20 protein-coding genes are annotated in these 19,937 nt (G+C 73.5%); 9 read left to right on the forward strand and 11 right to left on the reverse strand.

The window, feature by feature from the left end; translation table 11 throughout:
• Position 1 precedes the first annotated feature (1 nt).
• The 4 genes from dxr to pyrH form a co-directional block, all read right to left on the reverse strand.
• Positions 2-1,180: a 1-deoxy-D-xylulose-5-phosphate reductoisomerase gene (gene dxr, locus ACS5RC_RS06155; protein ID WP_478342944.1), complete on the reverse strand. Its 1,179-nt coding sequence runs from the start codon at positions 1,178-1,180 to the stop codon at positions 2-4.
• A 16-nt stretch (positions 1,181-1,196) separates the two neighbouring features.
• On the reverse strand, positions 1,197-2,045 hold the full coding sequence (locus ACS5RC_RS06160; protein ID WP_478342945.1) for a phosphatidate cytidylyltransferase: 849 nt from the start codon (positions 2,043-2,045) through the stop codon (positions 1,197-1,199).
• A 90-nt stretch (positions 2,046-2,135) separates the two neighbouring features.
• Positions 2,136-2,699 (reverse strand): ribosome recycling factor, encoded by a 564-nt coding sequence (gene frr / locus ACS5RC_RS06165; RefSeq protein WP_478342946.1) that lies wholly within the window; start codon positions 2,697-2,699, stop codon positions 2,136-2,138.
• A 140-nt stretch (positions 2,700-2,839) separates the two neighbouring features.
• Complete coding sequence (pyrH, locus tag ACS5RC_RS06170; RefSeq protein ID WP_478342947.1) at positions 2,840-3,559, reverse strand: UMP kinase; 720 nt, start codon at positions 3,557-3,559, stop codon at positions 2,840-2,842.
• A 338-nt stretch (positions 3,560-3,897) separates the two neighbouring features.
• Here pyrH and ACS5RC_RS06175 point away from each other — a divergent pair, with 338 nt between their 5' ends.
• The 6 genes from ACS5RC_RS06175 to ACS5RC_RS06200 all read left to right on the forward strand — a co-directional run bounded on the left by ACS5RC_RS06175 (position 3,898) and on the right by ACS5RC_RS06200 (position 10,653).
• Positions 3,898-5,040, forward strand: a complete 1,143-nt coding sequence (locus ACS5RC_RS06175) for a glycosyltransferase family 2 protein (protein ID WP_478343424.1) — start codon at positions 3,898-3,900, stop codon at positions 5,038-5,040.
• A gap of 175 nt (positions 5,041-5,215) precedes the next feature.
• Positions 5,216-6,034 carry an ABC transporter ATP-binding protein gene (locus ACS5RC_RS06180; RefSeq protein WP_478342948.1) on the forward strand — a complete coding sequence of 273 codons (819 nt, stop codon included), beginning with the start codon at positions 5,216-5,218 and terminating at the stop codon, positions 6,032-6,034.
• Positions 6,034-6,924 (forward strand): ABC transporter permease, encoded by an 891-nt coding sequence (locus tag ACS5RC_RS06185; RefSeq protein WP_478342949.1) that lies wholly within the window; start codon positions 6,034-6,036, stop codon positions 6,922-6,924. The genes ACS5RC_RS06180 and ACS5RC_RS06185 overlap by 1 nt, the downstream gene beginning before the upstream one ends.
• Positions 6,925-7,003: 79 nt before the next feature.
• On the forward strand, positions 7,004-7,972 hold the full coding sequence (locus ACS5RC_RS06190; protein ID WP_478342950.1) for an ABC transporter substrate-binding protein: 969 nt from the start codon (positions 7,004-7,006) through the stop codon (positions 7,970-7,972).
• A gap of 4 nt (positions 7,973-7,976) precedes the next feature.
• Positions 7,977-9,308 carry an amidase gene (locus ACS5RC_RS06195; protein ID WP_478342951.1) on the forward strand — a complete coding sequence of 444 codons (1,332 nt, stop codon included), beginning with the start codon at positions 7,977-7,979 and terminating at the stop codon, positions 9,306-9,308.
• A gap of 106 nt (positions 9,309-9,414) precedes the next feature.
• The gene (locus tag ACS5RC_RS06200; protein ID WP_478342952.1) at positions 9,415-10,653 is read left to right on the forward strand and encodes an amidase; all 1,239 of its coding nucleotides are present in this window, start codon (positions 9,415-9,417) and stop codon (positions 10,651-10,653) included.
• 31 nt (positions 10,654-10,684) lie between these two features.
• Here the strand turns inward: ACS5RC_RS06200 and ACS5RC_RS06205 are convergent, their stop codons facing one another.
• The 4 genes from ACS5RC_RS06205 to modA form a co-directional block, all read right to left on the reverse strand.
• Positions 10,685-11,665, reverse strand: a complete 981-nt coding sequence (locus ACS5RC_RS06205; protein WP_478342953.1) for a phosphoribosylaminoimidazolesuccinocarboxamide synthase — start codon at positions 11,663-11,665, stop codon at positions 10,685-10,687.
• 90 nt (positions 11,666-11,755) lie between these two features.
• A complete protein-coding gene (gene modC, locus ACS5RC_RS06210; RefSeq protein ID WP_478342954.1) occupies positions 11,756-12,838 on the reverse strand; it encodes a molybdenum ABC transporter ATP-binding protein in 1,083 nt (360 codons plus the stop codon).
• Positions 12,835-13,530 carry a molybdate ABC transporter permease subunit gene (modB, locus tag ACS5RC_RS06215; RefSeq protein WP_478342955.1) on the reverse strand — a complete coding sequence of 232 codons (696 nt, stop codon included), beginning with the start codon at positions 13,528-13,530 and terminating at the stop codon, positions 12,835-12,837. Before modB ends, modC begins: the two co-directional genes overlap by 4 nt.
• Positions 13,523-14,317, reverse strand: coding sequence for a molybdate ABC transporter substrate-binding protein (modA, locus tag ACS5RC_RS06220; protein ID WP_478342956.1), 795 nt, complete (start codon positions 14,315-14,317; stop codon positions 13,523-13,525). Before modA ends, modB begins: the two co-directional genes overlap by 8 nt.
• A 127-nt stretch (positions 14,318-14,444) precedes the next feature.
• Between modA and ACS5RC_RS06225 the strand changes: the two genes are divergently transcribed.
• Positions 14,445-14,786 carry a winged helix-turn-helix domain-containing protein gene (locus tag ACS5RC_RS06225; RefSeq protein ID WP_478342957.1) on the forward strand — a complete coding sequence of 114 codons (342 nt, stop codon included), beginning with the start codon at positions 14,445-14,447 and terminating at the stop codon, positions 14,784-14,786.
• 14 nt (positions 14,787-14,800) lie between these two features.
• Here the strand turns inward: ACS5RC_RS06225 and ACS5RC_RS06230 are convergent, their stop codons facing one another.
• Together ACS5RC_RS06230 and ACS5RC_RS06235 are read right to left on the reverse strand one after the other, a co-directional pair.
• Positions 14,801-15,352 (reverse strand): GNAT family N-acetyltransferase, encoded by a 552-nt coding sequence (locus ACS5RC_RS06230; protein ID WP_478342958.1) that lies wholly within the window; start codon positions 15,350-15,352, stop codon positions 14,801-14,803.
• 137 nt (positions 15,353-15,489) lie between these two features.
• Positions 15,490-16,656, reverse strand: a complete 1,167-nt coding sequence (locus ACS5RC_RS06235; protein ID WP_478342959.1) for a type III PLP-dependent enzyme — start codon at positions 16,654-16,656, stop codon at positions 15,490-15,492.
• Between the two features lie 799 nt (positions 16,657-17,455).
• Between ACS5RC_RS06235 and ACS5RC_RS06240 the strand changes: the two genes are divergently transcribed.
• Entirely contained in the window at positions 17,456-17,935 is a 480-nt protein-coding gene (locus tag ACS5RC_RS06240) for a GNAT family N-acetyltransferase (protein WP_478343425.1), read from the forward strand.
• Between the two features lie 95 nt (positions 17,936-18,030).
• Here ACS5RC_RS06240 and ACS5RC_RS06245 read toward each other — a convergent pair whose 3' ends face one another.
• Complete coding sequence (locus ACS5RC_RS06245; protein WP_478342960.1) at positions 18,031-18,270, reverse strand: hypothetical protein; 240 nt, start codon at positions 18,268-18,270, stop codon at positions 18,031-18,033.
• 202 nt (positions 18,271-18,472) lie between these two features.
• On the opposite strand from ACS5RC_RS06245, the gene ACS5RC_RS06250 reads away from it, so the two are divergent.
• Positions 18,473-19,915 (forward strand): lipopolysaccharide biosynthesis protein, encoded by a 1,443-nt coding sequence (locus ACS5RC_RS06250; protein ID WP_478342961.1) that lies wholly within the window; start codon positions 18,473-18,475, stop codon positions 19,913-19,915.
• The last annotated feature ends 22 nt before the right edge of the window (positions 19,916-19,937 follow it).

Below are 19,937 nucleotides of genomic sequence, written 5' to 3' on the forward strand. Positions count from 1 at the left end.
CTCAGCCTGCCGCGCGCATCCGCGGCAGGGCCGCCGCGCTCCAGGCCCGGACCTCGGCGTCGATCGCCAGGGCCTCGTCCACGTCCGCGGGCGCGGCGCGGTGGATCGGCGCGAAATGCTCGCAGGTCCGTTCCACGAGGTCGGCGATGCCGTAGAAGGCGATCTCGCCGCGGATGAAGGCGGCGACCGCGATCTCGTTCGCGGCATTCATCACGGTGGGCACCGAGCCGCCGGCCGCGAGCGCCGCCTTCGCGATGCGCAGGCAGGGGAAGCGGGCCTCGTCCGCCGGCTCGAAGGTGAGGCTGCCGGCCGCCGCGAGGTCGAGGGGGCGGCCGCGCGCGATGGTCAGGCGCTCGCCGAGCCCGAGGCAGTGGGCGATCGGCACGCGCATGTCCGGCATGGCGAGCCCGGCGGTGACCGCGCCGTCGCGCCAGTAGACGAGGCCGTGCACGATCGACTGGGGATGCACGATCACGTCGAGCCGCTCGGGCTCCAGGGCGAACATGTGGTGCGCCTCGATCAGCTCCAGCCCCTTGTTCATCAGGGAGGCCGAATCGATGTTGATCTTCATGCCCATCGACCAGGTCGGGTGGGCGGCGGCCTCGGTGGCGGAGGCGCCCGCGATGCGCTCGCGGGTCCAGGTGCGGAAGGGGCCGCCGGAGGCCGTGATCGTCATCTTGGCGACGTCCGCGATCGGGCCGTGGCCGAGGGCCTGGGCCAGCGCGTTGTGCTCGGAATCCACCGGCAGCAGCGTCGCGCCGTAGCGCTTGGCGTCGCGCATGAAGGCTTCGCCCGCGCAGACGAGGCTCTCCTTGTTGGCGAGCGCCACGGTGCGGCCGAGCTTCAGCGCCGCGTGCGTCGGCCGGAGCCCCGCCGCGCCGCTCACCGCCGCGACCACGATGTCGGCGGGGCGGGACACCGCCTCCAGCACGGCGCTCTCGCCCGCGCCGTGCGCGATGCCGGTCTGCGCCAAGCCCTCGCGCAGCGCCGGGCCGGCGCTCTCGTCGGCGAGCGCCACGAAATCCGGCCGGAGATCGCCGGCGAGCGCGATCAGCGCCTGCGCGTCGCGGCCGGCGACGAGGCCGCCGATGCGGAAGCGGTCGGGGTGCTGGAGCAGCAGGTCGATGGTCGAGCGGCCGATCGAGCCGGTCGCACCGAGGACGGTGACGGTGAGGGTCACGGGGTCGCTGTCTCCTTCAGGGGCCGAGCCGGTGCAGGACGAGGTAGAGGCCCGCCAGCAGCGCGACCGCGAAAAATCCGTCGCAGCGGTCCATCACGCCGCCGTGGCCCGGGATCGCCCGGCCCGAATCCTTGACCCCGTAATGCCGCTTCAGGGCGGATTCGAGGAGATCGCCCGCCTGGCTCAGCACCGAGGCCGCGGCGCTGACGAAGGCGACCAGGGGCAGCGCCGTCGCCGCGAGCGGGCTCCAGCCCTCGGCCCGCGCGAGCGCCACCACGAGCGTGCCGGCCGCGACCCCGCCGACGAGTCCGCCGAGCGCGCCCGACCACGTCTTCTTGGGCGAGACCGCGGGCATCAGCTTCGGCCCGCCGAGGGTGCGGCCGGTGAAGTAGGCGACGATGTCCGTCGACCAGACCACAGCGAACATCCAGGCCGGCCCCAGGATGCCGATCTCGGGCGCGTCGCGCAGAGCCGGCGGCACCAGGGCCAGCACGCCGCCGCCGAGGAGCGCGCCGAGCGCTCGCAGCCGCGCCGCGCCCCCGCCCTGCGCCAGCCCGAGGCAGAGCAGGCTGCCGACCCCGAGGAGCGCGAGGGCGGCGCCGAGCGGCAGCTCGCGCTCCAGGCAGATCGTGAGGCCGACGAGCGTCGCGGCGACGACGGCGAGGAGCAGGCGGCGCGGGCCGGTGCGGCTCATGCCGATCCACTCGGCGGCGCCGACGATGCCCGCCGCGAGCCAGATGCCGGCGAAGGGCCAGCCGCCGAGCACCAGCCCCGAGACGACGAGGGCGCCGAGCACCACGCCCGACAGGACGCGCAGGCCGAGATCGCCGAAGGACCGCCGCGACGGCGCCGCCCCGCCGGCCATCACGGCGCCCGCCGCCGACGGCCGTCCGATGCCCGGAACCGGCGCGCGGCGGATCTCTCATGCAAGCCGGTCACGGCGCGCGCCCGAGCCTCAGACCTGCATGATCTCCTTCTCCTTGGTGGCGAGGACGCCGTCGATCTCGGCGATGAACTGATCGGTCGCCTTCTGCACGTCGGCGGACTGGCGCTTCTCGTCGTCCTCGGAGATGGCGCTGTCCTTGAGGAGCTTCTTGAGGAGGTCGAGCCCGTCGCGGCGGACGTGGCGGACGGCCACCCGCGCCTCCTCGGTGTACTTGTGGGCGACCTTGACCATCTCCTTGCGACGCTGCTCGTTCATCTCGGGGATGCGCAGCCGGATGGTCTGGCCCTCGGTCTGGGGGTTGAGGCCGAGATCGGAGGCGCGGATCGCCTTCTCGACGGCGGTCACCATGCTGCGGTCCCAGACCGAGATCGACAGCAGGCGCGGCTCGGGCACGCTCACGGTGGCGACCTGGGCCATCGGCATCGTCGCGCCGTAGGCCTCGACCTGGATCGGGTCGAGCAGGCTCGGCGTGGCGCGGCCGGTGCGCAGCGATCCGAGATCCTTGGACAGCGAGGCCACCGCGCCCTGCATGCGGCGCTTGATGTCGTTCAGGTCGAAGTCCGGTGTGGCCATGTCGTCAGGTCCCGACATTCTGCGGAGGAATCAGGCCCGCGCCGGTCGGCGGGGCCAGGTGAATGCGTCAGAGGCGAGCGCGTCACAAGTCGGCGCCTCAATGAACGAAAACCCGGTCGCCCGCAAACGGATGCCGATCGTCAGGGCACCACGTGCGTGCAGGGCGCGCCGCCGGTGAGGATCGCGGTGATCGAGCTCGGCGCGTGGACGGAGCCGACCACGATCGAGAGCCGGCTCTCGCGGGCGAGCGCGAAGGCCGCGGTGTCCATCACCTTGAGGTCGCGGGCGATCGCCTCGTCGTGGGTGATGCGCTCGTAGCGGGTCGCGCTCGGGTCGGTCTTCGGGTCGGCGGAGTAGACGCCGTCCACCTGGGTCGCCTTCAGGACCGCGTCGCAGCGCAGCTCCGCGCCGCGCAGCACCGCCGCGGTGTCGGTGGTGAAGAAGGGGTTGCCCGTCCCGCCGGCCAGCACGACCACCTGTCCCTTGTCGAGGTGGTGCAGGGCGGGCTGGCGCGCGAAGGTCTCGCAGATCGTCGGCATCGACACCGCCGACATGGTCCGCGCCTGGACGCCGGCGGCGTTCAGCGCGGTCTCCAGCGCCAGCGAGTTCATCACGGTCGCCATCATGCCGAGCGAATCGCCGGTGGCCCGGTCGATGAAGCCCGCCTGCGAGATCCTCGCCCCGCGGATCATGTTGCCGCCGCCGACGACGAGGGCGACCTCGATGCCGGTCGCGATCGTTCGGGCGATGTCCTCGGCGAGCCCCGCCAGCGTCGGCGGGTGCAGCCAGTAGCCGTCCGGGGCGGCCAAAGCCTCGCCGGAGAGCTTCACGAGGACACGGCGAAAACTCATCTCCGGCATCGATCATCCCCGTCGCCGGGCCGCGCGGGCGGCGAGCCCCTGAACCGGGGGGCTTCTACGCGAAGCCGCCCGGCGGCGTCGAGGGCGCGGAGCGCCTTTGCGCCGTCCCGGGGTTGCGCAGGCATTGCATCGGCATTGCATCGCCTTGGCCACGGCATTGCCCGATCCGTTCGGTAACCGTACAGGCTGGGCCGGCTAGAGGGGTGCCAGCCTCGGGCTGCGCCGGTGCGATTCGCACGCGGAGCCCCGGGACGATCATGGACCGACGGGCCCAGACCAGGGCCCGCACTCGACCGGAGCCGCGCGTGTCGCCCACCACCCTACCGGCCGCGGACCCGATGCGCCCCGCATCCGCCGCCGGCCCCGACGTCGTGATCGCGATCCCGGTCCGCAACGAGTGCGAGCGCATCGCGGCCTGCCTCCGGGCGATCGCCGCGCAGACCGAGCTGGCTCCGGGCCGTCTCGGCCTCGTCCTCTTCCTCAACAACTGCACGGACGGGACGCCGGAGATCGTCGAGGCCGCGCGGCCCGGCCTCGGGATTCCCGTGCGGGTGATCACCGCGACCTACGACAAAGCCCATGCGGGCTGGGCCCGCCGGGCCGCGATGGATGCCGCCGCCGCCTGGATCGAATCCGGGCCGGGCGGGGGCACGCTGCTGACCACCGACGCCGACAGCCGGGTGCCGCCGGACTGGGTCGCGCGCAACCTCGCCGCCCTGGAGGCCGGCGCCGACGCGGTGGCCGGCCGGGTCGAGCTGGCGCCCGAGGAGGCCGCCCTGCTGCCGCCCTCCCTGCCCGCCCGCGGCCGGCTCGAGGACGCCTACGACGCGCTGCTCACCGAGGTCGAGACCCATCTCGACCCCGACCCGCACGATCCCTGGCCCTGCCACCGCACCACCATCGGCGCCTCCCTCGGCGTGCGCCTCGCCGCCTACCGGGCCGTCGGCGGCATGCCGGAGATCCCCCTCGGCGAGGACGGCGCCTTCGTGGCGGCGCTGCTGCAGCAGGGCTTCCGCGTGCGCCACCCGCGCGACGTGGTGGCGATCATCTCGGCCCGCCTCACCGGCCGGGCGCCCGGCGGGGTCGCCGACACCATCAGGGCCCGCTGCGACGAGCCCGACGCCCTCTGCGACGCCCGGATGGAGCGGATCCCGCGCTCCATCCTGCGCTACGCCCTCCGCCGCCGCATCCGCCGCCTGCACGCCGACGGGCGCCTGCCCGGCTGGGCCCGGATCCTCGGCGTGCCAGCCGCGGAGATGGCGCGCATCGCCGGCCTGCCCCGCGCGGCGCTCGCCATCGCGGAGATCGAGCGCCTGAGCGCCCGCCTTGCCTACCGGCCGATCGGACCGCGCCACCTGCCCGGCCAGATCCGCCTCGCCCGCCTCGCGCTGGCGCTGCTGCGGCCGGTCGCGCGCCAGCGCGCCGCGGGCCGCGCGGGACGGTCCGCACCGGCGCCGGAGGCCGAGGCGGCGCTGAAGTAGCAAGGCCCGGTCGGCCCCGGCCTCCTGTCGACTGCGGCCACGCTTCGGCCGATCTCCGTATCCCGACGGGGCTCCGCGGCGCGTCCGCGACAATCGCGGCAGGGCTCGCTTACATATTCTGTATGCAACTTGGCCCGCGGCTTGCTGAGGGCGGCTCCGTAGCGAAGGAGCCTCCATGACGGCAGCCGACACGGCCTCCGACCCGGTCCAGCTCAGCGTGCGCGGGCTGCGCAAGGCATTCCCGGCCCGCGGCGGCCCGGTGCCGGTGCTCGACGGGCTGAGCTTCGACATCCACGAGCGCGATTTCGTCAGCATCATCGGCCCGTCGGGCTGCGGCAAGACGACGGTGTTCAACGTCATCGCGGGCCTGCTCGAGCCCGATGCCGGCACCCTGCTGTTCCGCGGCAAGCCCGTGACGGGCCTGCGCGGGCGCGTCGGCTACATGATGCAGAAGGACCTGCTCTTTCCCTGGCGCACGGTGATCCAGAACGTCACCCTCGGCCTCGAGATGAAGGGCGTCGATCCGGCCGAGGCGCGCGACACCGCGCGCGAGTACCTCGCCCGCTTCGGGCTCTCGGGCTTCGAGAACGCCTACCCGAAGACCCTGTCCGGCGGCATGCGCCAGCGCGCGGCCTTGATCCGGACGCTGATCATGGACCCGGACATCCTGCTTCTCGACGAGCCGTTCTCGGCCCTCGACTACCAGACCCGGCTCTATCTCGAGGGCGTGCTGCTCGACGCGGTCGAGACCTTCGGCAAGACCGTGGTCCTCGTCACCCACGACATCGACGAGGCGGTGGCCTTGTCCAAGCGCGTGGTGGTGCTCGGCGGGCGTCCCTCCCGCGTCAAGAACGTGCACCGGATCGAGCTCGGCGACCGCTCGCCGATCGGCGCCCGCAGCGACCCGCGCTTCTCCGAGCACTTCCACACCCTGTGCGGGGAACTCGACATCCAGACCCGGGCGCCCGCGGCGGCCCGCGTGGAGGCCGCCTGATGACGACGCATCTCATGACCGGCCCCGCGATCGAGCGCGCCGCGGAGGCCGACGAGGCCCATGAGGCCGCCGCGATCCGGCGCGGCCCGGGGCCGCTCGCGCGCGCCATCGACACCACGCTCGGCCGCGCCCTGATCCAGATCGCGGCGGTGGCAATGTTCTTCGCCGCCTGGGAGGTCGCGGTCGATGCCGGCTGGCTCACCGAGTTCCTGGTCGGCGCGCCGTCGGGGATCTGGCGGGTGTTCCGCGCCAGCGTGCTCGACGGCAGCCTCGCCGTCGACACGTGGTACACGGTGATCGAGGCGCTCATCGGCTTCGTCATCGGCACCGCGATCGGGTCGCTCGCCGGGCTCGGGCTCTGGTACTCGGTCCTCGTCGCCCGGGTGGTCGAGCCCTTCATCGTCGCGGTGAACTCGGTGCCCAAGATCGCGCTGGCGCCGATCGTGATCCTGTGGTTCGGCACGGGCTTCGTCTCGAAGGTGGCGCTCGCGGTCTCGCTCACCGCGCTCGTCGCGCTGATCGCGGCCTACCAGGCCGCCCGCGACGCCGATCCCGACCTGCAGGCGCTGCTCGCCTCGATGGGCGCCTCGAAGAACCGGATCTTCCGCAGCGTGATCGTGCCCTCCACGCTGCCGGCGATCATCGGGATGTTCCGCATCAACATCGGCTTCGCCCTCGTCGGCGCGGTGGTGGGCGAGTTCATCTCCTCCCAGCGCGGCCTCGGCCACCTGATCTACAACGCCTCCTCGCTCTACGACCTCAACACCGTCTGGGTCGGGCTGTTCGTGCTGATGGCGGTGGGCTTCGTGCTCTACCACGTCATCGATTTCGCCGAGCGCCGGATCCTGCCCTGGCGGCAGGTCTCGACCGCGGGCGGCGTGCAGGTCTGATCCCAGCCCCCTCGCCCGCCGGCCCCCGCCGGCGGCGCCCACAGCCCCTTGCCCCCTCCCAGCCCGAGAGCCCCGAGACATGACCAAGCCCTTCCGTCCCGTCGCCCTCGTCGCGGCGCTCCTCGCCTGCGCCAGCCCGCTGCCCGCGATGGCGGCCACCCTGAAGGCCACGGTCTCGCAGGCCTTCCAGTCGATGCTCTACCTGCCGCTCTACGTCGCCATCGACGAAGGCCTGTTCGAGAAGGCCGGCATCGACGTCACCAAGGAGACCGCGGGCGCCCCGAGCGTCGCCCTCTCGGCGGTGATCTCGAAGAGTGCGCAATTCTCGATCCACGGGCCCGAATGGACCGCGGTCGCGGCCTCGAAGGGCGCGCCCGTCAACGTGGTGGCCAACGTCGTCAACGGTGCCGCGGTCTGGATCGCGGCCGCGCCGGACTTCCCCTTCAAGGACGTGAAGGACCTGAAGGGCCAGACCATCGTCACGGGCCTGATGCCCACCACCTCGACCTCGCTCTTCCTCAAGCTTCTCAAGGAGAACGGGATGAGCAAGGACGACGTGACGCTGACGCAGGTGGCGCTCGGCACGGAGCCGGGCCCGTTCCTCGCGGGCCAGGCCAAGGTCGCGGTGATGTACGAGCCCGGCCTCGACCAAGTGGTGGCCAAGGGCATGAAGGTGGTGCTGGGCTTCCCCGAGAAGTACGGCCCCTACGCCTTCTCGGCGGTGAGCGCGCGCAAGGACGTCGACCCGGCCGTGGCCCAGGCCTTCGTCAACGGCATGCAGGCGGCGATCCGGCTGATGCAGGCCGAGCCCGCCAAGGCGGTGGCGGTGGCCAAGAAGGAGTTCCCGAACCTCGATCCGGCCGTGGTCGAGGCGGCTGTGAAGCGGATGATGGCCGAGAAGGTCTATCCCGAGACCGTGGACATCGCGCCGGATGCGCTGAAGCTCGGCCTCGACACGCAGATCGCGCTGGGCAACCTCGCGGCGCAGCCCGATTATGCGACCTTCGTGCGGCGGGACTTCATCACCAAGGCGATGGCCGGGAATTGAGGGCATGATGCGGGACGCGGCGCCGATGCACGCCCTCGGCCTCGCCGAGGCGATCCGGGACATCCGGGCCGGGCGGCTCGACGCGGGGGCCTACGCAGCCGCCCTCCACGCACGGGCGCGGCGGCTCGATCCGGCGATCGGCGCCTTCGTGCGCCTCGCCGAGCCCGAGGCCGCGGCCTCGGGCGGCGGGGCGCTCGCCGGGGTGCCGGTCGCGGTCAAGGACCTGATCGCGACGGCCGACCTGCCGACCGGTTACGGCTCGCCCGTCTACGCCGACCACGTGCCAATGGCCGATGCCTGGGTGGTCGCCCGCCTGCGCGATCTCGGCGCCCGGGTGATGGGCAAGACCGTCACCACCGAGTTCGCGTGGCGCCATCCCGGCCCGACGCGCAACCCCTGGAACCCGAGCCATACGCCGGGCGGCTCGTCGAGCGGATCGGCCGCCGCGGTGGCGGCCGGCTTCGCCCCGCTGGCGCTCGGCACCCAGACCTTCGGCTCGGTGATCCGCCCGGCGGCCTATTGCGGCGTGGTCGGGCTGAAACCGAGCTACGGTGCGATCCCCCGCGCCGGGGTGCACCCGCTCGCGGGCTCCCTGGACCATGTCGGGCTGTTCACCCGCTCGGTGACGGATGCCGGACTCGCGCTCTCGCTCCTCGCCGGGACGAGCGCGGCGGACCCGCACGGCCGGCCGCTGCCGCCCTTCCGGGTCGATCCAGAGGCGGGGATCGCGCCGCTGCCCGCGCCCCGCCTCGCCCTGGTCCAGAGCGGGCCCTGGAGCGCGGCCGAGCCCGCCGCCCGGGCCGTGCTGGAGGGCGCGGCGCAGCGCTTCGCGGCCGCGGGCGGCACCGTCGAGACCTTCGAGCTGCCCGCCGCCTTCGCGCCGATGGCCGAGGCGGCCCGCACGATCCTGGCCTGCGAGGCCTCGGCGATCTTCGGCGGCCTCGTCGCGGCGCGTCCGGATGCGGTCAGCGCCGTGCTGACGGATCTGGTGCAGGAGGGCGCCGGAATCGCGGCCCCCGCCTATATCGCGGCGCTCGCGCTGCAGACCGACCTGCGCGCGGCGCTCGGACCCACCCTCGACGGGTTCGACGCGATCCTGACGCTGCCGGCGCCCGGCCCCGCGCCCGAGGGCACCGCCTACACGGGGGACGCGTCCCACTGCGTGCCCTGGACCTTCCTCGGCGCGCCCTGCCTCACGCTTCCCGCGGGGGAGGCTGCGGGCCTGCCCCTCGGCATCCAGCTCGTCGCGCCCTACCGCCACGACCTGCGCCTCCTGCGCACCGCGCGCTGGTGCGAGCAGGTGCTCGACCGGGCGGTGCGCTTCCCCTCCGCCTGACGCGCGGAGGGGAAGCCCGGTTTCCGGCGCCGCCGCGCTTGCGCGGCGCGGAGGATTGGGCTCTTCCGCGCGGCAGGCCGATCCCTCCCCGTCCGCGAGTCGCCCCATGCTGTCCCTGAAAGACCTGCGCGCCGAGATCGCTTCCGGCCGCCTCTCGCCGGAGGGCGCGATCGCCCGCACCCGCGAGGCGATCGCCGCGCGCGAGCCCGAGATCGGCGCCCTCGTGAGCCTCGCCGAGGCGGCACCCGTGCCGGCTTCGGGGCCGCTCGCCGGCATCGCGGTCGGCGTGAAGGACGTGATCGACACCGCCGACCTGCCGACCCAGATGGGCGCGTCGATCTATGCCGGCTGGCGTCCCCGCGCCGACGCGCCGGCAGTGGCCCGGCTGAGGGCGCTCGGCGCCGTACCGCTGGCCAAGACCACCACAACCGCCTTCGCCTTCATGGACCCGACCGCGACCCGCAACCCCAACGCGCCCGGCCACACGCCGGGGGGCTCCTCGGCCGGCTCGGCCGCGGCGGTGGCGGCCGGGATGCTGCCGCTGGCGCTCGGCACCCAGACCGGCGGCTCGGTGATCCGCCCGGCGGCCTTCTGCGGCGCCGTCGGGGTGAAGCCCTCGTTCCGGCTGCTGCCGACGGTGGGCATGAAGTGCTTCTCCTGGACGCTGGACACCCTCGGCCTCTTCGCAGCGGGCGTCGCCGACGCGGCCCATGCCCTCGCGCTGCTGGCCGACCGCCCCGGCATCGACCTGCCGGCGACGGTGGACGCGCCCCGCATCGGCGTGCTGGTGCCCGAGTTCTGCGCCGCGCCCGAGGCCGAGGGCCTCGCCGCCCTCGAGCGGACGGCCCGCGCCGCCGAGGCCGCGGGGGCGCGGGTGCGGCGCGTCAGCCTGCCGCCGCTCTTCGGCGAGGCCTTCGCCCAGCACGGCACCATCCAGGATTTCGAGGGCGCGCAGGCGCTCGCCTGGGAATACGCCGCCCATCGCGAGGCCCTGCCGCCGCTGCTGCGCGCGCAGCTCGACGCGGCGCAGGACATCCCGGCGGCGGCCTACGATTCCGCCCGCCGCGTGGCCCACGGCGCCCGCCGGTCCTTCAAGGATCTGATGCGCAACTCCGACCTCGACGTGCTGCTGACGCTGCCCGCGCCCGGTGCGGCGCCCGCCGGCTACGCCTCGACGGGCGATTCGCGCTTCAACCGGCTCTGGACGCTCCTCGGCGTGCCCTGCGTCACCGTCCCGGTGCCCGGCGATCACCTGCCGCTCGGCGCGCAGATCGTCGCCGGCTTCGGCGAGGACGGGCGGGCGCTCGCCGCGGCGCGGTTCGTCGAGCGGGCGCTGGCCGGTTGAGGGACGGAGCCGGGCCGGGAAGGCGGCGCGCCTATTCGGTCCGCAGATACGCCGACAGGTTCCGGCGGATCCGCTCCAGCGGCACCTCGGACGGGTCCGGCAGGGTGAAGGTCGCGCCCGTGATGGTCTCGTAGGCGCGGATATAGACGGCGGCCGTCTCCAGCACGACGTCCGCCGGGATCTCGGGGATCGGGTCGGCGTAGGGATCGCAGCGGGCCACCACCCAGTTGCGCACGAAATCCTTGTCGAAGCTCTCGGGCGCGGCGCCCGCGGCGAAGCGCTCGGGATAGCTCTGGGCGAACCAGTAGCGGCTGCTGTCGGAGGTGTGGATCTCGTCGGCGAGCACGATCCGGCCCTCGGCGTCGGTGCCGAACTCGTACTTGGTGTCGGCCAGGATCAGCCCGCGCTCGGCGGCGAGCGCCTGCCCGCGGGCGAAGAGCGCGAGCGCCGCCGCCGACACGGTGCGCCACTGCGCCTCGGTGAGCAGGCCCTGACCCAGGATCTCGGCCTCGGTGAGCGGCGCGTCGTGCCCGCCGTCGAAGGCCTTGGTGGTCGGCGTGATGATCGCCTGCGGCAGGCGCTCGTTCGGCCGCATCCCGTCCGGCAGGGTGTGGCCGTACAGCGTGCGCGAACCGGCCTTGTACTGGGTCAGGATCGAGGTCGAAGTCGTGCCCGCGAGGTAGCCCCGCACCACCACCTCGACGGGCAGGATCGCGAGGCGGCGCCCCACCACCACGTTCGGGTCCGGATAGGCGAGCACGTGGTTGGGGCAGATGTCCCCGGTGCGCTCGAACCAGTAGCGCGCGGTCTGGGTCAGCACCTGTCCCTTGAACGGGATCGCCGCGAGCGCCCGGTCGAAGGCGCTGATCCGGTCGCTGGTGATCAGGATGCGGCGCCCGTCGGGCAGGTCGTAATTGTCCCGCACCTTGCCCCGGTAATGGTTCGGCAATTCGGGCAGGCTCGCCTCGGCCAGGACCTGATGCGCGTGGCGGGCGAGGGCGGCCGTATCCATGCGAGACGCTCCGTGAGCTTTCCGGTGCCCCCTCGATGGCGGAGGCTCGCGCCCAGTGCAAACGAAACCGCGATCGAAACGCCGGCCGACTCAGATCAGCGCGACGCTCTTGATCGCGGCGAAGACCCCGAGGCCCGGCGCGAGCTTCATCTCGGCCACCGAGCGCCGGGTGAGGCGCACCACGAGGGCCGCGCCCGCGCAATCGAGCCGCACCGCCGTGCTCGGGTCAGCGGCCCGGCCCTCGGCGATCTCGGCGACGCGGCCCTCCAGCACGTTGAGGGCGCTGGAGCCCTCGGGCCGGGACAGGCTCAGGGTGACGTCGCGGGCCGAGACGAGGATGCGCAGGGGCGTGCCGACCGGGCGGTCGAGGAGCGGCACGTGGAGCGGCCCGGCCCGCGTCGCGAGCCGCGTCAGGGCGAAGGCGCGGTCGTGGCCCTCGATCCGGGCGGCGAGGACGGCGCCCGCCTCCCGCGCCTCCCGGAAGGCCGCGATGTCGAGGCGCGCGCTCACCTCGGCGACCGGCCCGTCGGCGACGACGCGGCCCGCCTCCAGCACCACGATCCGGTCGGCGAGGCGCCCGACCTCGGAGAGGGCGTGCGAGACGTAGACGATCGGCACCCGGGCCTCGTCGCGCAGGCGCTCGAGGAAGGGCAGGATCTCGGCCTTGCGGGCCGCATCGAGGGCGGCGAGCGGCTCGTCCATGAGGAGCAGGCGGGGCCGGGCGAGGAGCGCCCGGCCGATCGCCACACGCTGGCGCTCGCCCCCGGACAGGCCGGAGGGGCGGCGCGTCAAAAGCGACCCGAGGCCGAGGAGATCGACCACGGCGTCGAGGCCGATCCCGTCCTGCCCGCGCGCGAAGCGGCGGCCGAACAGCAGGTTGCCGCGTACGCTCAGGTGCGGGAACAGCCGGCTCTCCTGGAAGACGTAGCCGATGCGGCGCCGGTGCCGAGGCACGGCGATCCCGGCCTGCGTGTCGAGGAGCGTCGTGCCCGCGAGGACGACCCGGCCCCGGTCCGGCCGTACGAGACCCGCGATCACGTTGATCAGCGTGGTCTTGCCGGACCCGGAGGGCCCGAACAGCGCGGTGATCCCGGCCTCCGCCGCGAAGGCCGCCGCGAGCCGGAATGTCCCTTGCGCGTGCTCGACCGCCACCGTGAGCGCCGGCTCGCTCACGCGGCGCTCCGGCGCGCGACGCCGCGGGCCGCGACCTCGGAGAGGACGAGGGCGATCATCGAGACCGCGACGGAGACGAGGGTGAGGCGCAGGGCCCCCGCCTCCCCGCCCGGCACCTGCGTCAGGGTGTAGATCGCCGACGGCAGCGTCTGGGTCTCGCCGGGGATGTTCGACACGAAGGTGATGGTGGCGCCGAACTCGCCCATCGCCTTGGCGAAGGCGAGCACGAGGCCCGCGATGATCCCGGGCAGGATCAGCGGCAGGGTCACGCGGGCGAAGACCTGCAGCGGCCCGGCGCCCAGGGTGCCGGCGGCCTCCTCGAGCCGCGTATCGACGGATTCGATCGACAGGCGGATCGCCCGCACCAGCAGGGGGAAGCCCATCACCGCGCAGGCCAGCGCCGCCCCGGTCCAGCGGAACGCCAGGACGATGCCGAGATGATCGGCGAGGAACGCCCCGACCGGTCCCCTCCGGCCGAAGGCCAGGAGCAGCAGGTAGCCGGTCACCACCGGGGGCAGCACCAGGGGCAGATGCACCAGCATGTCGAGGACGCTCCGGCCCCAGAACCGGCCGCGCGCCAGCAGGTAGGCGACGGCGATCCCGGGCAGCAGGCTCGCCAGCGTGCCCACGCTCGCCACACGCAGGCTGAGGCGGAGCGCCGCCCATTCCTCGGGCGTCAGCCACTCAGTCACGCGCGGCCGAACTCGCGCGGTTCAGCACCGTGAAGCCCTGGCGCTCGAAGGCCGCTTTGGCTTCGGGACCGCGGAGATAGGCGAGGAGGGCCGCGGCGTCGGGGCTCGCCGCCGCCGTCGTGAGCGCCACCGGGTAGACGATCGGCGGGTGGCTGTCGGCCGGGAAGGTCGCCACGATGCGCACGTTGGCGTCCGCCGCCGCGTCGGTGGCGTAGACGATGCCGAGCGGGGCCTCGCCGCGCGACACGAGGAGCAGCGCCGCGCGCACGCTCTCGGCCTGGGCGACCTTGTCCCGCACGCCCGCCCAGGCGCCGAGGGATTCCAGCGCCGCCCTGCCGTACTTGCCGGCCGGCACGGCCTCGACGTTGCCCATCGCGAGCCGGCCCGAGCCCAGGGCCGCCGCGAGATCGAGGCCCGGGCCCATCGCGACCCGCACCGTCGAATCCTTCGGGGCGATCAGCACGAGGCTGTTGGCGAGCAGACTCACCCGCGTGGCCGTGCGGATGAGCCCGCCCGTCTGCAGGTAGTCCATCCAGTCGAGATCGGCGGAGAAGAACAGATCGGCGGGTGCGCCCTGCTCGATCTGCTTGGCCAGCGTGTTCGAGGCCGCGTAGGAGATTCGCGGCGCCGGCCTGCCCTGTCGGGTCCAGGCGGCGGCGGCCTCGTCGAGGGCGTTCTTCAGGCTCGCCGCGGCGAACACGGTCGGGGCCTCCGCGGCGCGCGGACCCGTGGCGAGGAGGCAGGCGGCGAGGCCGGCCAGGACGGCGGCGCGGGTCGGCTTGCGCATCGGGTCGATCCTCGGCAGGCGTGGGACGGAAGGGGGCCCGCGCGTGGCCGCCGCGACGCGTTATATACGACCCGCTATAGCTCCGGCCAGGGGCGCGGCGAGCGGTCGGGCCGGCGGGAGGACGGGCATGGCGCGACTGAGCATCCGGATCGATCTCGGCCCCGAGAACCGGGTCGGGCCGGGCAAGATCCGGCTCCTGGAGGCGATCGCCGAGCACGGCTCGATCTCGGCCGCGGGCCGGGCACTCGGCATGTCCTACCGCCGGGCCTGGACCCTGGTGGAGGCGATGAACCGCGGGTTCGGCCGGCCCGTGGTCGAGGCGCAGACCGGCGGCAAGGCGGGGGGCGGCGCCCGGCTCTCGGCGCTCGGGACGGATCTCGTCGCCCAGTACCGCGCGATCGAGCGCGCGGCGGAGGCGGCGGCCTCACCCTTCCTGGCGCGGCTGGTTCCGGACGCGGAGAGCGCCTGAGACGCGCTCAGCGCTCACGCAGCGCGTCGTCGCGCTGCCGCCGCGTAGGCCGGCACGGCCTCGGCGGGGGCGAGGCGGCCGGCCGGCCGCAGGATCCCGGCGGCGCCCGCGAGGGCACCCTCGCGCAATTCGACGCCGAGGAAGCGCGCGCGCTCGAACGGGCCCGGCATGGCGAGGTCGGCGACGAGCGCCTGATCGAAGCCGAAGCGGCCGTAATAGGGCGCGTCGCCGACGAGGAGCACCGCCGCGTGGCCGAGGGATTCGGCCCGGCCGAGCGCCGCCTGCATCATCACCCGGCCGAGGCCCTGGCCCTGGATCGCCGGATCGACGGCGAGGGGGCCGAGGAGCAGCGCCGGACGGCCGGGGCCGGCCTCGACGTCCCAGAGCCGGACCGTGCCGACGAGGCGGCCGGCGCGGGTCGCCGACAGGGCGAGGCCGCGGGCCGGGATCCGGCCCTCGCGCAGGCGCTCGGAGGTCTTGGCGAAGCGGCACGTGCCGAAGCAGGCGTCGAGCAGGCGCTCGCGCTGGGCGACGTCGGCGGCGTGTTCGGCGCGGATCTCGATCATGAGCGGTCATCCCCGAGGCTGCGGAGGGGTGAGGACATGGCCGGCTCGGGACCGCCCGGAGGGCCGCCTGAGCCGTTCGCTCGGGTGGGGCTGAAAACTTCCCGCGCGGGTCCGGAGTTCCGGCCCGCGCGAAGAGTTCAGATCACGATCTGGCGCAGGGGCGGGAAGCCGTTGAAGGCCACCGCCGCGTAGGTCGTGGTGTAGGCGCCGGTCCCCTCGATCAGCACCTTGTCGCCGATCGAGAGCGAGACGGGCAGCGGGTAGTGCTGCTTCTCGTAGAGCACGTCGACGGAGTCGCAGGTCGGGCCGGCGATCACGCAGGGGCTCATGCGGTCGGCGTCGTGATCGGTGCGGATCGCGTAGCGGATCGACTCGTCCATCGTCTCGGCGAGGCCGCCGAACTTGCCGATGTCGAGATAGACCCAGCGCACCTCGTCCTCGGCGGCCGACTTCTTGGAGACCAGCACCACCTCGGCCTCGATCATGCCGGCATTGCCGACCATGCCCCGACCCGGCTCGATGATGGTCTCCGGGATCTGGTTGCCGAAGTGCTTGGTGAGCGCCCGGAAGATCGCGTCGCCGTAGCTCTCAACGCCCGGCACCGCCTTGAGGTACTTCGTCGGGAAGCCGCCGCCGAGATTGACCATCGAGAGGCCGATGCCGCGCAGCGCGCACTCGCGGAAGATCGTGGAGGCGGAGGCGAGCGCCCCGTCCCAGGCCTCCGTGTTGCCCTGCTGCGAGCCGACGTGGAACGACACGCCGTAGGCGTGCAGCCCCTGCCGATGGGCGTGCTCCAGCACGTCCACCGCCATCTCGGGCACGCAGCCGAACTTGCGCGAGAGCGGCCAATCGGCGCCCGCGCCGTCGCAGAGGATGCGGCAGAACACCTGCACGTCCGCCGTGTCGACGCCGGCCGCCGCGGCCGCCCGGGCGATCTTGTCGGCCTCGACCTCGCAATCGACCGCGAACAGCCGGATGCCGAGCTTGAGCGCCCGGACGATGTCGCGCTCCTTCTTGATGGTGTTGCCGAAGGAGATGCGCTCCGCGGTGGCGCCGGCGGCGAGCGCCATCTCGATCTCGACGACGGAGGCCGTGTCGAAGCACGAGCCCATCTCGGCCAGGAGGCCCAGCACCTCGGGAGCCGGGTTCGCCTTGACGGCGTAGAACACGCGGGTGTCGGGCAGCGCGCGGGCGAAGGCGGTGTAGTTGTCGCGCACGACGTCGAGGTCGAGCACCATCACCGGGCCCTCGTCCTGGCCGAGGTCGCGGCGCAGGCGCAGGAAGTCACGGATACGATCGGTCATGAGCGTTCCCCCACAGGTCGACCGCGCCCGGCTCGGGGCGCGCAAGATCGAGATCGGGCGACTCGTGCGAGCCGCCGGCGTCAGGGGGCGATGCGACGCGCGGGCCCGGCGTGCTTTGGAGACACGCGGATCCGTGCGGGCGCAGAGCACCCGGAAGCTGCCGTGGATTGGATGGGGGAACCCCAACCGCACGCCGGGCAAAGAGAAACAAGCCTCTTCGGTGCCGGCCTTTGGAGGGCCGACGAGACCAAAAAAGCCCGTTCGTCGTTGCTTTAAGCTGCGTCCCCCGTGGAGAGCGGGGTTCGCCGGTTTCGCCTCCGGCTGCCGGTTGTTGTCGGGGTCCGGTGTTTCCACCTGGATGCCGGCCGTAGGGATCCACCCTTGCGACCATCGATCCTTTATGACCCCTGGCGGCTGTCCGGCAGTTGACCGGATGCCCACCAACCGGCACGCGGCCACAGGCACGTGCGAAATTGGGCAGAGGCGATATACGGATCGGCGGCCCGGGCCGCAAGCGGCGGACCGGGGATTCCGGGGTGAAATCCACCGCGATCGGCCGAATCCCACCGATGTTGCACAAACGCCGCGGCAGGGACGCGCGCGGGCTTTCCAACGGGGCGCCGAGCGGGCATGTGCTGGGCTCCGCGCCCGCGGCCTCCCGACGGGACTTCCCAGGAGGCGCGGGCCGGTCCGGAGCTCAGCAAGACGCCATGACGTTGCCGACCCCGATCCCGCGGACGCGCCGGTCCCGCCCGTGAGCGTGGCCCGGTCGAGGCGGCAGCCGCCGGAAGAGGCCCGCCTGGTGCTGCGGACGGCCACGCGCGCGGACCTCGATGCGCTGGTCGCCCTCGAGCATGCCGCCTTCGTGACCGACCGGGCGGAGCGCCGGGCCATCCGTCACGCGATCGATTCCGACACCATGAGCGTGATCGTGGCGCTGATCGAGGACGAGCCGGGGGCGCTGCTGGTCGGGGCGGCGGTGCTGGAGCGGCGGCGGCGCAGCCGGATCGCCCGTCTGTCCTCGATCGCGGTCTCGCCGGCCCGGAGCGGGCTCGGCATCGGGGGCCGCCTGCTCGACGCGGCCGAGGACGAGGCCCGCGCCCACGGCTGCGACCGCCTGCGCCTCGAGGTCCGCGCCGACAACGGCGCCGGCATCCGCCTCTACGAGCGGCGCGGCTACGTCCGCTTCACGGTGCGGCCGGACTATTACGAGGATGGGATGGAGGCGTGGCGCTACGAGAAGGCGCTCGACCGCCGGAAGGAAACCGGGGGGCGCTGACGGCCGGGCCCCGGGCGCCAGCTGGCACCGGGCAGCCCCCTCCCCGTGCGGAGAACCCGCGCGGAGACGAGGCGTGTCGGCCGGTGGGTCGCCGCTCAGTCGCAGCTCTCCTTGTGGACCGTCGTGCGGTCGCCGACCTCGTTGGTCTTCGTCACCGTCTTCGAGGCGCAGCCGTCGCTGCTCTCGCGGGTCTCGACGGTGCGATGCTCGACCGCCGGCCGGTCGACCACCACCGTGTCGGGCGCGTCGCGGCGGATCACCGTGGTCTCGGCGCTGGCGGCCTGGAGGCCGGCGAGGGTCAGGAGGGCCGCGGTCGCGGGCACGAGGAGGCGCATGGGAATGACTCCGTGAGGGATGTGATCTCGGCGCGTGCAACGGCAAGCCTCGCCTTACGGTTCCGCTGCCGGGGCCATACAATCATGAGATGCAGGTTGGCCCCATCCTTGCCCCGATTAGGGGATTTTTACGGGCTCGGCCGCTAGAGCAACGGCACGAACCCTGTCACCGGCCCGTGCGCGGGCGATGCGAGGCTGCCGGATGGCCGTGATCGCCGCTTTCGTCCTCAATGCGGGGCTGAACTTCGCGCTCGGCCTGCTGCTGGCGAAGCTGCTGGGGCCCGCCGATTTCGGCCGCTTCGCCCTGGCGACGGCGGGCGCCATCGTGCTGAACACCCTGCTGTTCGAGTGGCTGCGGCTGTCGGCGACGCGGTTCTATTCCGGCCGGGTGCGGACGGACGAGCCCTGGATCCGGCACGGGCTCGACCGGGCCTACGCGCTGGTCAGCCTCGGGCTGATCGCGGCGGCGGCGGTCGCCTTCGCGTTCGGCGCCGGCACGGGGCCGGAGGCGCGCGGCTCGATGCTGGCCGCCACCATGCTGGCGGCCTTCGGCATCGGCGTGTTCGACTACCACACCGCGCTGGCCCGCGCCCGGTTCGACGGACGGCTCTATCTCGGGCTCGTGGCGGCCAAGAACGCCCTGGCGTTCTGCCTGATGGCGGGGGCCGCGTGGTTCCTCAGGAGCCCGGCCTGGGTCCTGGCCGCGGCCGGCATCGGCCCGGTGCTCACGGTGCTCCTGCTCTACAGCCCCCTGCGCGATCCGGCGGCCCCCGTGATGCGGGATCAGGTCCGCACGATCTGGCGCCTGTTCATGACCTACGGCCTGCCCCTGATCGCGGCCAACGCCGTCTACCAGCTGATGCCGTTCCTCAACCGCAGCACCATCGCGGCGCAGGCGGGCTTCGCCGAGGCCGGCTACTTCGCGCTCGCCTCGGACGTCGCCGGGCGCAGCCTGACCACGCTCGGCACCGCCCTCGACCTGCTGCTGTTCCAACTTGCGGTGCGGGCCGAGGAGCAGCACGGCCGGGCGGCGGCCGAGGCGCAGGTCGGGCGCAACGCGGCCGTGGTCTTCGCCCTGATCCTGCCCTGCGCGGTCGGGTTCTGGGCGGTGCTGCCGGCGCTCCAGGCGCTCGTGGTGCCGGAGGCCTATCGCGGCCCCTTCGCGCTCTATGCCGGCCTGCTGATCCCGGGCCTGTTCTGCCTCTCGATGATGTTCTTCGCTCTGAACCCCGTCTTCCAGATCCGCCGGCGCACTCTGCCGGTGATCGCGGCGGCCGGGTTCGGGCTCGGCGGCGACGCCCTCGGCCTCCTGCTGCTGCCGCCGGTCTTCGGCACGGCGGGCATCGCCATGGCGCAGTCGCTCGGCCTCGCCACCGCCTTCGCCTGGCTCGCGGCCCGGGCGCTCACCGGGCGCGAGCGCCTGCGCCTGCCCTGGCGGGACCTCGCGGTCGCGGCCGTGGCGAGCCTCCTCATGGCCCTCGTGCTCGCGCCGCTGCGCCATCTCGAGCCGGTTCGGGCGCTGGCGCTCAGCGTGCCGACGGGCGTCGCTCTGTACGGAGCGCTCGTCTGGATCTTCGACATCGCGGGCCTGCGCGGCCACGTGGAGGCCCGCTTCCGGCGCCGGCCCGTCGTCGCGGCGGAATGAGGCAGCGGCCGCGCTTGAATCG

Source organism: Methylobacterium sp. HJ2 (genome assembly GCF_056431005.1).